The sequence below is a fragment of the [Brevibacterium] flavum genome, from assembly GCF_019317305.1.
GTDB classification, from domain to species: domain Bacteria; phylum Actinomycetota; class Actinomycetes; order Mycobacteriales; family Mycobacteriaceae; genus Corynebacterium; species Corynebacterium glutamicum.
This window is the reverse complement of the sequence record NZ_CP079240.1, coordinates 3,077,577-3,092,938: the sequence shown is the minus strand read 5'-3', so window position 1 is coordinate 3,092,938 and position 15,362 is coordinate 3,077,577. Positions and strand designations below refer to the sequence as shown.

Here is a 15,362-nt window from a genome sequence, read left to right as displayed (position 1 = left end):
TTAAGCGGAAAGCTCGTGGTCGATATGGTCAAAAGGTTTGGCTTTTTCGTAGAGGATTCCCTGCCTAAGGTTCCGCTGCATCCCGAAGAGTCACGGGAGACGTTTTATGGGCGCATCATCATTAGTGCTGTGCGGACGGTGATGAAAGCCCAGGATGTGCAGATTTCCATCTTCGGTGCGGAGAACATTCCGACCACCGGCGGCGCGCTTTTCGCCATCAACCACACTGGTTATTATGACTTCATTCTGGGTGGTATCCCCGCATTCGTGCGGGGCAAGCGCCTGGTTCGCTTCATGGCGAAGAAGGAAATTTTCGACACCCCAGTTGTCGGCACCCTCATGCGCTGGATGAAGCACGTCTCTGTGGACCGTTCCGCAGGTGCCGGTTCCATGGAAGATGCGCGAAAGCGTCTCGACGCCGGCAGCCTCGTCGGTATCTTCCCCGAGGCGACGGTGTCACGGTCGTTTGAAATCAAGGAACTAAAAACCGGCGCTGTCCGCATTGCCGACAGCTCAGACGTTCCGCTGCTGCCACTTATTATTTGGGGCGGCCAGCGCATCATCACCAAAGACATCGAGCGCGACTTTGGCCGCTCCCACATCCCCGTTTTCATCAGCGTGGGTGAACCCGTCGACGCCAGCGGCGATCCCGACGAAGCAACGGAACGCCTCTACGAGGCTATGAAAAAGCTTCTCGACGAAACCCGCACCGCCTACGAACAAAAGTATGGCCCATTCGAAGGTGGAGAATTGTGGCGCCCGAAATCCCTCGGCGGCGGCGCCCCAACGTTGGAGCAGGCGAAAATGTTGGAAATCGCCGAACGGGAACGTCGACAAGCAAAACGCGCGGCTAAGGCCGCCAAGAAACGCACCACCTTTATAAGGAAAATCTTTAAAAAATGATTGCACTGGGTTCAGCGCCCAAGCTGGTTGCCTCCGATGTTGATGGCACCCTCATCAATAGTTCTGAGCGCGTGCCGCAACGCCTGCGCGATGTGATCACGCGGATGACCAATCAGGGCGTGACCCTGGCGCTGTCCACGGGCCGCCCGCCGCGCTGGATTCATTATGTGCTGGATCAGCTGAGCGTGAAGCCGATTTGCGTCTGCGCGAATGGCGCGGTGCTGTACGATTCCGCTGCCGATGAGATTCTTGCAGCTCAGACGCTTAGTTCGGAGGTTATGACGAGTGCCGTCATGGCTGCGCGTGCCGCTTTGGAAGAGCATGGCGGGGTCAGCATTGCTGTCGAGCGTGCTGGAAAATCCGCTTACGATCCAGCCGATGAGCTGTTTTTGGTCACCCCGGAATACAGCCACGCGTGGCCCTCGAATGATCACGGCACCTTCGAGGAAGCCGAAGTGCTTTCCGAACCAGCCACCAAATTGTTGATGCGCAGCGATTACCTCGACTCCAAGCAGCTTTTTGATATCGTCCGCGCTTCCGTTCCCGAGGATCAAGTCCACGTCACCTTCTCCATGTCCGGCGGACTCATTGAGATCGCAGCGCCCGGCGTGACCAAGGCACTGGGCGTATCGATGCTGGCAGAGCGCCTAAAGATTGCGCAAAAGGACGTTATAACGTTCGGCGACATGCCCAACGATATTGAAATGCTCCAGTGGGCCGGCCGGGGAGTGGCGATGGGCAACGCCCGACCAGAGGTCAAAGCAGTATCCGACCACATCACCCGCACCAACGACGACGCCGGAGTAGCAGATGTGTTGGAGTGGTGGTTCTAATAGGTGGTGTTAAAACACTGCCTAGTGGCCCAATACGTGCAAAAATAGGGCCATGAGAATCTCAAAGGCCAATGCGTATGTTGCAGCGATTGACCAAGGCACCACTTCCACTCGGTGCATCTTAATTGATGCCCAAGGAAAAGTGGTGTCTTCTGCTTCCAAGGAGCACCGCCAAATCTTCCCACAACAGGGTTGGGTAGAGCACGATCCTGAAGAAATTTGGGACAACATCCGATCTGTCGTCAGCCAGGCGATGGTCTCCATTGACATCACCCCGCACGAGGTTGCATCGCTGGGAGTCACCAACCAGCGCGAAACCACCGTGGTGTGGGACAAGCACACCGGCGAACCTGTCTACAACGCAATCGTGTGGCAAGACACCCGCACCTCTGACATTTGCCTAGAGATCGCGGGCGAAGAAGGCCAGGAAAAGTGGCTTGACCGCACCGGCCTGCTGATCAACTCCTACCCATCGGGGCCCAAAATCAAGTGGATTCTCGACAACGTTGAGGGAGCTCGCGAACGCGCCGAAAAGGGCGACCTTTTGTTTGGCACCATGGATACCTGGGTGCTGTGGAACCTGACCGGCGGTGTCCGCGGCGACGACGGTGATGATGCCATCCACGTCACCGATGTCACCAACGCATCCCGCACACTATTGATGGATCTCCGCACGCAACAGTGGGATCCAGAACTATGCGAAGCCCTAGACATTCCGATGTCCATGCTCCCTGAGATTCGTCCCTCCGTCGGAGAATTCCGCTCCGTGCGCCACCGCGGAACCCTAGCCGACGTCCCCATTACTGGCGTGCTCGGCGACCAGCAAGCGGCCCTTTTTGGTCAGGGCGGATTCCACGAAGGTGCTGCTAAAAATACCTACGGCACCGGCCTCTTCCTGCTAATGAACACCGGCACTTCGTTGAAGATTTCCGAGCACGGCCTGCTGTCCACCATCGCCTATCAACGGGAAGGCTCCGCGCCGGTCTACGCGCTGGAAGGTTCCGTATCCATGGGCGGTTCCTTGGTGCAGTGGCTGCGCGACAACCTACAGCTAATCCCCAACGCACCAGCGATTGAAAACCTCGCCCGAGAAGTCGAAGACAACGGCGGCGTTCATGTTGTCCCAGCATTCACCGGACTGTTCGCACCACGTTGGCGCCCCGATGCTCGTGGCGTCATTACAGGCCTCACCCGTTTTGCCAACCGCAAACACATCGCCCGCGCAGTCCTTGAAGCCAACGCCTTCCAAACCCGCGAAGTTGTGGAAGCCATGGCCAAAGACGCAGGCAAAGCCCTCGAATCCCTCCGCGTCGACGGTGCGATGGTGGAAAATGACCTCCTCATGCAAATGCAAGCCGACTTCCTCGGCATCGACGTCCAACGTCTCGAGGACGTAGAAACCACCGCCGTCGGCGTCGCATTCGCTGCAGGTCTCGGCTCTGGATTCTTCAAAACAACTGACGAGATCGAAAAACTTATTGCAGTGAAGAAAGTCTGGAACCCTGACATGAGCGAAGAAGAGCGCGAACGTCGCTATGCCGAATGGAATAGGGCAGTGGAGCATTCTTATGACCAGGCCTAGCTGATTTGGGTCGGCCTTTAATTGGCTTTTGATTGGAGAAAACCCCGCCTCCTCAGGGAAGGTAGCGGGGTTTTTGGCTCTAATTGAGACTAGTTCAGCTGAATGCTTGCCTGGCCAGTCGCAGAATCGTAAGTGATGTAACCGTTCTGGAAGTCAACGCGCAGCAGATCACCAGACTGGTACTGGTTGCTGGTTGGAAGTCCCAGAGGGCCAAGGTCAGCGCCCTGCTGAGCCCACGCGTCACCGATTGCGCCCCACAGGCCGTGAGTTCCAGCCTCAGGGGAAGACACCATGATGCCATTTTCAAATGGCACGAAAGTAACCTCAGAGTTCTGGTCACTAGTGTACTTCACGGTGGTTTCGCCACCAGTGGCAGCGCCAAGCACTGGTCCAAGCGTGTTGTTTAGGTCGTTCCAACCGCGAGAGTACTTATTGTCGCCAGTCAGATTGATCACGGTATCAACGATAGGGATGACGTCAGTGATCTTGATATCGCCAAGCACCGGGACGCCGTTGTTGCTACCAACATTGCTGATCAGACCATTCAGGCCACCATCAGCCAAAGACGCAGCAATCAGCACAGCCGCAATGGAACCCAGGCCAGTCAGGAGCTGCTCAGAGTTTGCGCCATTGAGCAGGTCTGTGCCACCGGAAGAGCCACCTGTCAGCAGAGCTGCCAGGGCATCGGACTCGCTGTACTGCTGAGGTTCAGCGGGAGTTACAGGCTGGGCAGTGGTCGTCGAAGGAGCATTGCTTGTCGACGTCTCCTTCGGCGTTGTCGCCGGGGTGGTAGTCGAAGGAGCATTGCTTGTCGACGTTTCCTTCGGCGTTGATGCTGCGGTGGTCGTGCCACCAGTGTTGCCGCTTTGCAGGCTGTCGTACTTTGCCTTAGCGATCTGGCGGATATTATCCATTTGCGCATAGCCGGCATCGCCAGGACATGCGGTCAGACCGACATCGCGGTGAGCGAAAATATTTTTTAAGACAACCGGAGTGCCATAGGAGTGCTTCGCGTAAGAAGTGCCCTCGGAGTAGTGAGTATCAGTACCAGTTGGATCGAAACCTGCAACCTTTGCACGCCAACCCGCAAGCTCACCGACAGCTTTAATAGTTGCTGTAGGAGGAGTGACAGTGGAATAGTTGCCAATCATGGAGATTGCCCAAGTATTCTGGTTGAAGCCGCCAGCGTGAGCACCCTGAACAGCGTTGGTCATGCCACCAGCACGACCCTCGTAGATGTTGCCGAACTTATCAACCAGCGATTGGTATCCGATATCGCACCACCCAAGGGTCTGAGCGTGATAGCTGTAAGCACCACGAACCTGGGCTGCAGCCTGCGCCTCGGTGTAGTTGTTGGAACCCGCAGTGTGGTGAATGGTGATTGCAGAAACGCCATCATCAATAGTTGGGGTTGAGCAACGCATAGTTTCGTTCGCACCCCAACCAGCGCGGGAAATCACCTTTGGCATGCCATCGGTGTCAGCAACGTTAGCGATACCCACGCCTGCATCAGCATTGCCATCGATAAATACTGCGTTTAGGCCGTCATCAACATCGGCAACAGGCTGGATGTCGCCATAGTTGGATGGCAGGGGAGCGAGGCCGTCATTTGCTGAGTAATCAGCGACTGGCTCAGCGATAGGTTCAGCAGCTGGTGCTGGCTCAGCGATAGGTTCAGCAGCTGGTGCTGGTTCTGCGACAGGTACAGGAGCTTCCTCGACTGGCGCTTCAGTTGGTGCAGGTTCTGCTGCTGGCGCTGCCTCGGCTGCATCTACTGCTGGAATGTCTTGACCGTTTTCATCAGCGGCTGCAGCATCTGCTCCAAAGAGATCCACGTTGAGGGTGGAAACCTGGATCTTGTTGGTAGGGCCGTGCCAGATCAGCTCAGTTCCGTTGGTGCCTTGATCTTCATTGACCATTGGCTCCAAGTCGTACCACTGTGACCAGGTGCCATCTTCTTGTTCTGCGCGAACAAAAGCAGTGACATCTTTTTGGCCAGACCAGGTGAGAGCAAAGCTTGAGAATTGCTGGTCACGCTGGAATTCCTTAACGGTGCGAGCGCCTCCGCCTTCACCCTGGGCGGTGACTGCTGCGTCTTCAACAACCACGTTGGTGCCGGAATTAAACGATTCACTGTCGTTTTGGACGGCGACCGGACCGATGCCTTCGCCCTGAGTATTGAGGTACTGAGTGCCAGCGGCTGCAAGGCCAGATGCGCCCAATACGGCGGTCAAAATAATAGCGAGCATCGGTTTTTTCCGAGTCTCGCTGATGCGGCGTCGTTGCTGCACGATGTTCTCCCTGATGATATTGGTGCGGCTGAGACTATATGAAACAACTGAGAAGCCTAGTGCACTTCTGAGGATAATGGTACCTATGTGACTAAAGTTTCGTAGGGTGTGTCGCAAGTTGTTAAGAGCCTGTGAGAACGACAAAGGTATCTGGGTGTGGATATGCCCTGCTAACTGGAGAAACTTGGCCCGATCGGGTGTCTGAAATTTCGGCAACGCCGAATGTAAGTTAGTGTCGAATGCATGACGGAATCGAAAAATTACGACTTAATCGTTGTAGGCTCCGGCCTCTTCGGGCTCACCGTGGCTGAGCGTGCAGCTAGCCAGCTGGGTAAGAAAGTCCTCATCGTTGAACGCCGCTCGCATCTCGGTGGCAATGCTTACTCTGAAGCAGAACCAGAGACCGGCATTGAAATCCACAAATACGGCGCACACCTCTTCCACACCTCCAACACACGCGTGTGGGAATACGTCAACCAGTTCACCAGTTTCACCGGCTACCAGCACCGCGTCTTCGCAATGCACAACGGCACCGCCTACCAATTCCCCATGGGACTGGGCCTGATTAACCAGTTCTTCGGCAAGTACTACAGCCCAGATGAAGCCCGTGAGCTCATCAAGGAACAGTCTGCAGAAATCGATTCCTCCGACGCCACCAACCTCGAAGAAAAGGCCATTTCCCTCATTGGTCGCCCACTTTACGAGGCATTCATCCGCGACTACACCGCAAAGCAGTGGCAGACTGATCCAAAGAACCTCCCAGCCGGCAACATCACCCGCCTGCCAGTTCGCTACAACTTCAACAACCGCTACTTCAACGACACCTACGAAGGCCTTCCCACAGACGGCTACGCGGCATGGTTGGAAAAGATGGCAGAGCATGAGCTTATCGACGTCCGCCTCAACACCGACTGGTTCGACGTTCGCGATGACCTCCGCGCAAGCAACCCCGACGCACCTGTGGTCTACACCGGCCCACTCGACCTCTACTTCAACTACGCAGAGGGCAAGCTGGGATGGCGCACCCTCGACTTTGAAACCGAAGTAGTAGAAACCGGTGACTTCCAGGGAACCCCAGTGATGAACTACAACGATGCGGATGTACCTTTCACCCGCATCCACGAGTTCCGTCACTTCCACCCAGAGCGTGATGACAGTTACCCCAAGGATAAGACCGTCATCATGCGTGAGTTCTCCCGTTTCGCAGATAACGAGGATGAGCCTTATTACCCAATCAACACTCCAGATGACCGGGATATGCTGAAGCAGTACCGCCTTCTGGCTGCTGAAGAGGCTGCTAATAATAAGGTGCTGTTCGGCGGTCGACTGGGCACGTACCAATACCTCGACATGCACATGGCTATCGGTTCTGCGCTGAGCATGTTTGACAACAAGCTGGTGCCGTTCTTTGAAGAAGGCACACCGCTAGAGCAGGAACGCGGACACTAAAAGGAAGGGCATCACCCATATGGCGGAGATGCCCTTTTCTTTGTATCTACTTGCTGTACACCGGAGTGTTCATACCTTCGTAGCGCGCCTTCAACTGCATGGACAAATACCGTGAGTAGTGGCGTGACTGGTGAAGGTTGCCGCCATGGAACCACAGCGAATCCACGTTTGTGGGCTTCCACATATTGCGCAGTTCGCCTTCCCATGGGCCTGGATCCTTGGTGGTTTCAGAGCCCAGGCCCCAGCATGGGCCGACCTTGTCAGCGGTTTCCTGATCAACCAGCTGAGCAACCCAGTTGTTCATGTTTCCATAGCCGGTCGCTAGAACAATCACGTCAGCTGGGAGCTCAGTGCCATCTGTGAGCACCACAGAGTTTTCCTTGACGTCTTCAATGCTGACATTGGAGCGCACCGGAATCTTTCCATCAGCCACCAGTTCAGAGGCGCCGACATCGATGTAGTAGCCAGAGCCACGGCGAAGGTACTTTAAGAAAAGCCCCGAATCGTCATCGCCGAAATCAAGCAAGAATCCAGCATTTTCAAGCTTTTTGTAGAACTCCTTGTCGTCTTCACGGATCTTGTCGAAAGCCTGCTTTTGTACGCCTGGCAGCACCTTATATGGCCACGAAGCAAACAGGAGGTCTGCAGTATCGGTATCAATGCCGGCTTCAACGGCATCCTCAGAATAGAGAGGGCCGAAGACTTCGCGCATCAGCGAATCAGAACGCACGATGTGTGTAGACGAGCGCTGAATCATCACGGGCTTTGCACCATTGGAATAAAGATCCGCGCAGATGTCGTGGGCTGAGTTGTTAGCGCCCAGAACTACAACGTTCTTATCGCGATCGACATCGCCGCCGGGGTGCTCTGAAGAGTGCCGAATTTCACCCTGGAACTTATCCTGGCCAGGCAAAGTTGGTTTGTTCGGGCTGCCCGACATTCCAGTAGCCATGACTAGTTGGGTGGGGTGGAGCGTGGACTCCGCGCCATCACGATTGACCGTCACATCCCACTGCTTGGTGTCCTCATTGTAGGAGGCGCGCAGGCACTCGGTGTTGGTCCAATAGTCCAAATCCATGATGCCGACATAGTGCTCGAGCCAGTCGCCCATCTTGTCCTTTGGAGTAAATACTGGCCAATGATCTGGGAATGGAATGTAAGGCAGGTGATCGTACCAAACTGGATCGTGCAGGCAGAGGGAATGGTAACGGCTACGCCACTGGTCGCCGGGGCGAGATGCTTTATCAATGATTAGAGCGGGCACACCAAGTCGCTTGAGTCGTGCGCCCAAGGCAATGCCGCCCTGTCCACCACCGATGATGAGGGTGTATGGCTGCTCGGTGACACCCAACGCTGCTTGTCGATCATTCTTGCGGTCAGTCCAATTTCGGGTGTCCTCATTTTGTCCATGGACGACGCCCATCTCACGGTTGCGCCCCTTGGGCTCTGGGTGCTCCAGGAGCTCACGAGCTGAGGTGAGTAGCGTCCACGCCTTGCCATTACGAAGGCGGACAATGCCCGTGCACTTGAAGTCTGCGGATTCGCAGGAGAAATGTACGCGAGTGACACCATCTCCTTCATCAGCTGGTTCGCCCTTTAGCTCAACGTTTCGGAAGATGCTTGATGGCCACGTATTGCGAATCATCTCGGCGATTTCATCTGCACCTTCAGCGGTGGTGAGGTTCCACGTGAATGCAAGAAGGTCTCGCCAGTATCCTTCATCCTCAAAAAGTTGCACGACTGCAGTGGCAGCTTCATCAGGGCTGGAACTAGCAGTGGCCTTTTCAAAAGCTTGGAGCCAATCATTGGCCAAGGTGGTTAAGTCTTGTTCGGGCAAAGCATCCTCCTTTAAAAAGTGTCGTGACTCACTTTCTACTCAATAAAGTGTTTCAAGTCATTGAGGGTGCCCCCGTTTGTAATTCTTGCAAAGTGGGTACTGTGTACTTTTTGCGAGGATCTATCGAATGAATTGGCAAAACATAACTTTGGGAAAGTACCCCCTATGACGGAAAACTGGATGGATCCTGTGGTTGAACCACAGTCAACGGGAGAGGGGAAATCGGACACTATATGGTTGGAGATCGTGACAACTGACCAAAACAAAAGAAGTCTCAGTGAGCTTGCGGCCAGAATCGTTAGTGAAATCTGTGCACCGTGGGTACTCAACATCGGATTTTTCCTCATCCTGGGCGGCGCAACAGGCGCCTGGACGCTAGGAATTGTGGCGGCAATCGGAACCGGAATCGTTCCGATGATCTTAATTTTGGGCTTGATGAAGCTCGGCAGGGTAGGAAACCACCATGTGACGGCCCGAAATCAGCGCGGCCTTGTGTTTGTGGGCATCATTGTTTGTGTCATCATTTTGATTTTTATCCTCAGAGCCCTTGAAGCACCTCAGCTGATTTGGGACGGCATGTTCTCAGCACTGATTTTCTTAGTTCTGTTTGCACAAGTGACGTTGAAAATTAAAGCCTCAGTTCATGTTGGGCTGTGGGTGTGTTTAGTGATGTTCCTCGGTCTGACGGTTTCTTCGTGGTGGTTACTCGGGTTGCTGTTTACCCCAGTCACCGCGTGGGCACGTATGCGGATCAAGCATCATACGATGTCGGAGATTGTGGCGGGCGTTGTTACAGGAGCAGTTGCAACCGGCATTTGTTATGCACTCCTACTTGCGTAAAGGAGAATTATGGATCAGCTAATCCTCGACGCATTTATCGGCTTGAGAGTGACTTGGCTGAGTCCGGTGATTATTTTGTTCACCCAGCTCACCGGGCCAACACTGATGTTTGTGTATGCGCTTGTGTGGGGCTTGTTGCGCAAGAGCGTCACCGCCCCGATCGCGGTGGGGCTGGCTAATCTGATCAGTCATTTTCTCAAGAGGGCGTTTGAACGGCCTCGACCAAATACAGCAGAGCACTTGGTTGTAGAAACTAACTTTTCATTCCCTTCTGGTCATGCTGTGGGCGCTGCAGCATGTGTCGTGGCGGTTGGCTACTCTGTGAACCGGTGGTGGAAACTCACGTTGTGGGTCATCGCGCTGCTTGTGGGGCTGTCTCGGTTGTATGTCGGTGTGCATTGGCCCAGCGATGTGCTTGCCGGCTGGGCCATCGGTGCGTTGACTTCAGTGGTGGTGTTTACCAGCTGGAACCTCCTCCAGCGCCGCTGAAACCACTGCTGAAAGTGGTATTTGCTGAACTGGAAGAAGCTGACGATGCAGCACTGACATCAGCTGCGTGCCAAGAACTGATCATGTAGTACGGGACCCACGAGTTGTAGCCAGTGCCCACGCGCCAATTGTCGTCGTAGATGGCTGGAGCATTGCGCTCGGTGGTCTGTTTAACCTGCTCGAGGTTCTTTTCCACACCTTGAAGCGCCACGGCATAATCACGGATCAAGCGGGCGTATTGGTCCATGAAATCAGGTGCGGACGGTGCGATAGTTTCCGTGCGCTGGATCAGCGTGCGGAGAATATCGTCAACAACTGTATCTTTATCGTTGATATCTTGACGGGCTTCCTGCATATCGGCACGCAGCCTAGTTAATTCCCTGCGACGGGTGTCTTCATGGCCGTGCTCCATATCGTAGAGCGTGTCAATGTTTTTCTGTGCGATCTCCATTTGAGTCACGGCAGTATGAGCTTTTTCAATATCTGGCAAGGCTTTTCGAAATGCCTTGTTTTCTGAGGTCGAGGTCAAACCTTCGAGCCTGCCAAAAATATCATTGACTTCAAGAAAACGAGAATTTACATCGTCCCATTGCCTGCGGAGCTCATCATCAGCCAGTGGGGAAGTTAGCGAGTGCGCTCGCACGTTGATGCCGTCGAGTTGCTGGGCGACCTCACCATAATGGCGTGATGCATAATCAAACTGCTCACGAGCCTTTTCTGCCTTCTTCTTATTCGCGTAACTCGTAGCCCACGCGACAATAATTGCCACGAGAGCAGCGATGCCACCCAAAATAGCGGCGATTACTCCACCACTTGGAGCTGAGCTTTCCCGAACGACGGAGGTATCAGCAACCGATTTTGCACCCTCCAACATGCCTAGGGCAATGCGACCGTCTTGGAGTAATGGGCGCATCGCATCGGTGGTGCCATCGATGCGGTCTTGTTCTGCGATTCCAGTCTCTGCGGCCACATCGTTACCCGCGTAGGCACCCATGGTGTTGGGGTCGAAACCGACTGCGATGATCACTTCACCAGGGGCGAAAGAGTTTGTTTGGATCCACTCGGGGTGTTCGGCGCGCAGGTAATTTTCAACGTCATCATTGATTTTGTCAGTGTTGTCCGTGAGCGTGATGTACCGGACTGCGGTAACTGAGTCAGGGAAATCAATCTTGGGTGTTTCCGTGCTGAGGAAATCCTCATCCTCTGGAGCGAGCTCGTCGGCATTATCCAACACAGTCACTTCAAGGGTGTCTTGCAGTATGGTTTGCGCGTGAACAGGCGATGCGAAAGGGACTGAGAGAAACAGCAACGCTCCCGCTGCAATACCAGCAACGGAGCTGTTGGTTAAGGACAGTGGAAAAGGTTGCATACTCCCCACAGTACGTCCGATAAAGGACATGAATCCATGAAAAACCGACATTGTGACCAGATCTAGATAACGGCCGAACGGTGCGTCGAAAAGCAAAATCTTTTAAAGACAGCCCGGTTAAACAGACAATCTCATACAATTGCCAGGATCTTCCATGGCGGATACGGCGCGTAAGTTCTGTGAATGCGGGGTCCGGATACTACGCTTAGGCAAGATAAATTGTGAGTTCAATGAAGGGTGAAGATACGTCAATGAGCGCAACAAACCTGGCGGTTGAGCAGCTACAGCGAGTACTCCTGCCGAGGCGCGGCGAGCCAGCAGATGTCAGGTCGTTGTACCTGTTGGAAGCAGAAAGTAATAAGGAACGCCTGGAATGGGAAGATCGTTTTAGCGTTTCCGTCCCCGCTGGCGCCGAGGTGTCTTTTCAGACCTACTTCAATGCATTTCCTGCAAGCTACTGGCGTCGCTGGTCACAGCTAGATTCTGTCGTACTGAAACTGAAAGTTTCCGGCGAAGCGCGCGTCGACCTCTACCGATCCAAGATCGATGGAGCACGCATCGGAATTACCGGTTCCGTAGTCAAAGATGACTTCATCGAATTTGAAGTTTCATTAGCCCCATTCGAAGACGGCGGCTGGATCTGGTTCGACCTCACCGCTGAAACCGACGCAACCGTCGAAGAAGCAGGCTGGTACGCTCCACACGCGCCAAAAGCCCAGATCATGCCAGATGGATCTGAAGTCGGCCCATTTGAAGCCCGTGCAACCGTCGGAATCCCGACCTTCAACCGCCCAGCTGATGCAGTTGCAGCACTGGAAGCACTTGCCTCCGACCCAGCAGTTGACGCCGTCATTGATACCGTCATCATGCCTGATCAAGGCAACAAGCACCCTGCCGACGAGCCAGGTTACAAGGCAGCTGTTGAGCACTTCGGCGACCGCTTCTTCGAATTCCGCCAGGGCAACCTCGGCGGATCCGGCGGTTACTCCCGCATCATGTTCGAAGCCCTTGGCGGAGTCGACGGCAAGGGCGAAGCAGGCGCTGCCAAGAGCCCATACATCCTGTACATGGATGACGACATTGCTATTGAGCCAGACTCAGTGCTGCGTGCGCTTCAGGTAGCCCGCTACGCAAAATCCCCCATTCTCGTTGGCGGACAAATGCTCAACCTGCAAGAGCGCAGCCACCTTCACACCATGGGCGAAGTAGTTGGCGGACACGACTTCATGTGGACCGCCGCACCACACGTGCACTACGACCACGACTTCTCTGCACACCCACTGCATGATCGCGGTAAATTCGACGACAAGCCAGACGCACCAAACTCCCGCGACCTGCACCGCCGCATCGACGTTGACTTCAACGGCTGGTGGATGTGCATGATCCCACGCGTTGTCGCCGAACAGATCGGCCAACCACTCCCACTCTTTATCAAGTGGGACGACGCCGAATACGGTCTACGCGCACGCAAAGCCGGATTCCCCACAGCAACCTGGCCAGGAATCGCAATCTGGCACATGGCCTGGTCCGACAAAGACGACGCCATCGACTGGCAGGCCTACTTCCACCTCCGCAACCGCCTCGTGGTTGCCGCGATGTACCACCAAGGCAGCGTCGACGGCATTGTCCGATCGATGCAAAAAGCCACCTTCAAGCACCTGCTGTGCCTGGAATACTCCACCGTGGCAATCCAAAACGAAGCAATGAAGGACTTCCTTGCAGGACCAGATCAGCTCTTCTCGATCCTGGACACCTCACTACCTCGAATTGCAGCGATTCGCAAAACCTATCCAGACGCCGTTGTGCTGCCAAGCGCCACCGAACTGCCACGAGCAACCGGCGCGCCGGGTGTCCCAACCAAGGACATCGGTGGACGCCTTGCCCCAATCAAGAAGGCAATGTGGCTGGCTAAGGGCCTGAAGCACTCCCTGTCTAAGGAAGATGCCTCCCACCACGAGGTGCCACAGGCCAACTTCGCACCAATCGAAGCACGTTGGTTCAGCCTGTCCCGAGTCGATGGCGCAACAGTTACCACCGCGGATGGCCGCGGCGTGGTCTACCGCAAGCGCGACCGCGACAAAGCTAAAGAACTTGGCAAAGAAGCACGCGCACTGCAAAAGCAAGTAGCAGAGCGTTTCGACGAACTCAGTCGCGCCTACCGCAACGCTCATCCTGAGCTTGTGAGCCGTGAAGCCTGGGGAAAGGTCTTCGATGAGCAATAAGGAAGTACAGATTCTGGTAGCAATCCAGGATCAACTCATGGATGCCCCAGGAGTACTGCCCACCGCACGAGGACTCAGCCTGCTCGGCGAACATGCTGCAGGCTGGCTGGCACTCGGCGCTGGCGGTGCTGTTGTGGACAAAAAACGTCGCCGCTCCTGGGCTGGACTCTTCATCGCTGCACTGGGAAGCCACGCAGCATCAGTGATCATCAAACGAGTTGTCCGCCGCGCTCGACCACATGACCCAGCCATCAGGATTGGTGTGGGCACCCCCTCAAAGCTAAGCTTTCCTTCTTCACATGCGACCTCGACAACCGCAACTATGGTTTATCTTGCGCGCATCACCAAGTCACCAGTGCCACTGCTAGGAATCCCCATCATGGCGCTATCACGCATGGTGCTTGGCGTGCATTACCCAACCGATGTGCTAGCCGGCGCGTTGTTGGGAGCAGCGACCGCAGAGGCCGTCCATAAGATCGAAAGGGCTACGAAGTGAGCGAACACGCCGCTGAACATCACCGCGATACCCAAAATTTCTTAACCTCCGAACCGCACACCACGGCAATCGAAGACAACAAGAACCGCCAACCGCCGAAAAACCTTGCTGACGGCATGATCAAGGCGCTGCGCCCCAAGCAGTGGGTCAAGAACGTTCTTGTGCTAGCAGCACCACTTGCTGCTGGTGCAGATGCGATCTTCAACCAGCGCACGATCATCGACGTTGCTATCGCATTCGTAGTGTTCTGCTTCGGTGCATCAGCCATTTACTTGGTTAATGATGCCCGTGACGTGGAAGCTGACCGCGAGCACCCAACCAAGCGTTTCCGCCCCATCGCTGCAGGAGTCCTGCCAGTAGGAATGGCATACGGCATGGCCGTGGCGCTCATTGCACTATCCATCGGACTGTCTTTCCTCGCCACCGACGGCGTGGCACTTGCCTGCGTGATTGGCGTGTACATTGCGCTGCAGCTGGGATACTGCTTCGGTTGGAAGCACATGCCAGTGATCGATATTGCGCTTGTTTCCTCCGGATTCATGCTCCGCGCAATGGCCGGTGGTGTCGCAGCAGGCATCGAGCTGTCCCAGTGGTTCCTGCTGGTTGCAGCGTTTGGCTCCCTGTTCATGGCATCTGGAAAGCGCTACGCAGAAATCCTTCTGCACGAACGCACCGGAGCCAAAATCCGCAAATCCCTGGAAAGCTACACCCCCACCTACCTGCGCTTCGTTTGGACCATGGCAGCAACAGCAGTGGTCATGTCCTACGCACTGTGGGGCTTCGACCTTTCCCAACACTCCACCGACGCAGGTCCGTGGTACCAAATCTCCATGGTTCCATTCACCATCGCCATCCTGCGCTACGCAGCCGGCGTAGACACCGGCGACGGCGGTGCCCCTGACGAAGTGGCACTCAGCGACAAAGTTCTGCAGGTACTAGCCCTAGCATGGGTTTTCTGCATCGTGATGGCTGTGTACATCATGCCGATGTTTTAAATATTTACCAATGAACATGCTCTGACCAGCATGTCCATTAACGTTTGAGGCCACAT

Annotated in this window: 12 protein-coding genes; 9 read left to right on the top strand and 3 right to left on the bottom strand. The window is 55.0% G+C overall.

Features of this window, described 5'->3' with window-relative positions; translation table 11 throughout:
- The first annotated feature begins 24 nt into the window (after positions 1-24).
- From KW808_RS14840 to glpK, 3 genes are read left to right on the top strand one after another with little or no spacing between them, the layout of a single operon-like run.
- Complete coding sequence (locus tag KW808_RS14840; RefSeq protein ID WP_003857830.1) at positions 25-903, top strand: lysophospholipid acyltransferase family protein; 879 nt, start codon at positions 25-27, stop codon at positions 901-903.
- Positions 900-1,736 (top strand): Cof-type HAD-IIB family hydrolase, encoded by an 837-nt coding sequence (locus KW808_RS14835; protein ID WP_003862627.1) that lies wholly within the window; start codon positions 900-902, stop codon positions 1,734-1,736. Before KW808_RS14840 ends, KW808_RS14835 begins: the two co-directional genes overlap by 4 nt.
- A gap of 52 nt (positions 1,737-1,788) precedes the next feature.
- Positions 1,789-3,318 (top strand): glycerol kinase GlpK, encoded by a 1,530-nt coding sequence (gene glpK / locus KW808_RS14830; RefSeq protein WP_003862629.1) that lies wholly within the window; start codon positions 1,789-1,791, stop codon positions 3,316-3,318.
- Positions 3,319-3,407: 89 nt separating this feature from the next.
- Here the strand turns inward: glpK and KW808_RS14825 are convergent, their stop codons facing one another.
- Complete coding sequence (locus tag KW808_RS14825; protein ID WP_034983309.1) at positions 3,408-5,567, bottom strand: LGFP repeat-containing protein; 2,160 nt, start codon at positions 5,565-5,567, stop codon at positions 3,408-3,410.
- Between the two features lie 285 nt (positions 5,568-5,852).
- On the opposite strand from KW808_RS14825, the gene glf reads away from it, so the two are divergent.
- Positions 5,853-7,058, top strand: coding sequence for a UDP-galactopyranose mutase (glf, locus tag KW808_RS14820; protein ID WP_003862633.1), 1,206 nt, complete (start codon positions 5,853-5,855; stop codon positions 7,056-7,058).
- Positions 7,059-7,104: 46 nt separating this feature from the next.
- On the opposite strand, the gene KW808_RS14815 is transcribed toward glf, so the two are convergent.
- Positions 7,105-8,895, bottom strand: a complete 1,791-nt coding sequence (locus KW808_RS14815; RefSeq protein WP_003862636.1) for a flavin-containing monooxygenase — start codon at positions 8,893-8,895, stop codon at positions 7,105-7,107.
- Between the two features lie 165 nt (positions 8,896-9,060).
- On the opposite strand from KW808_RS14815, the gene KW808_RS14810 reads away from it, so the two are divergent.
- Together KW808_RS14810 and KW808_RS14805 are read left to right on the top strand one after the other, a co-directional pair.
- Complete coding sequence (locus KW808_RS14810) at positions 9,061-9,735, top strand: hypothetical protein (RefSeq protein ID WP_003862637.1); 675 nt, start codon at positions 9,061-9,063, stop codon at positions 9,733-9,735.
- Between the two features lie 9 nt (positions 9,736-9,744).
- Positions 9,745-10,224 carry a phosphatase PAP2 family protein gene (locus KW808_RS14805; RefSeq protein WP_003862639.1) on the top strand — a complete coding sequence of 160 codons (480 nt, stop codon included), beginning with the start codon at positions 9,745-9,747 and terminating at the stop codon, positions 10,222-10,224.
- Here the strand turns inward: KW808_RS14805 and KW808_RS14800 are convergent.
- On the bottom strand, positions 10,193-11,593 hold the full coding sequence (locus KW808_RS14800) for a DUF5129 domain-containing protein (RefSeq protein ID WP_003862641.1): 1,401 nt from the start codon (positions 11,591-11,593) through the stop codon (positions 10,193-10,195). The two genes, KW808_RS14805 and KW808_RS14800, sit on opposite strands and share 32 nt — an antisense overlap.
- Positions 11,594-11,844: 251 nt before the next feature.
- On the opposite strand from KW808_RS14800, the gene KW808_RS14795 reads away from it, so the two are divergent.
- The 3 genes from KW808_RS14795 to KW808_RS14785 are packed head-to-tail and all read left to right on the top strand — an operon-like array spanning position 11,845 to position 15,306.
- Positions 11,845-13,815, top strand: coding sequence for a glycosyltransferase (locus KW808_RS14795; protein ID WP_006284777.1), 1,971 nt, complete (start codon positions 11,845-11,847; stop codon positions 13,813-13,815).
- Complete coding sequence (locus tag KW808_RS14790; protein WP_003857853.1) at positions 13,805-14,311, top strand: phosphatase PAP2 family protein; 507 nt, start codon at positions 13,805-13,807, stop codon at positions 14,309-14,311. The genes KW808_RS14795 and KW808_RS14790 overlap by 11 nt, the downstream gene beginning before the upstream one ends.
- Positions 14,308-15,306 (top strand): decaprenyl-phosphate phosphoribosyltransferase, encoded by a 999-nt coding sequence (locus KW808_RS14785; protein WP_003862643.1) that lies wholly within the window; start codon positions 14,308-14,310, stop codon positions 15,304-15,306. The genes KW808_RS14790 and KW808_RS14785 overlap by 4 nt, the downstream gene beginning before the upstream one ends.
- The last annotated feature ends 56 nt before the right edge of the window (positions 15,307-15,362 follow it).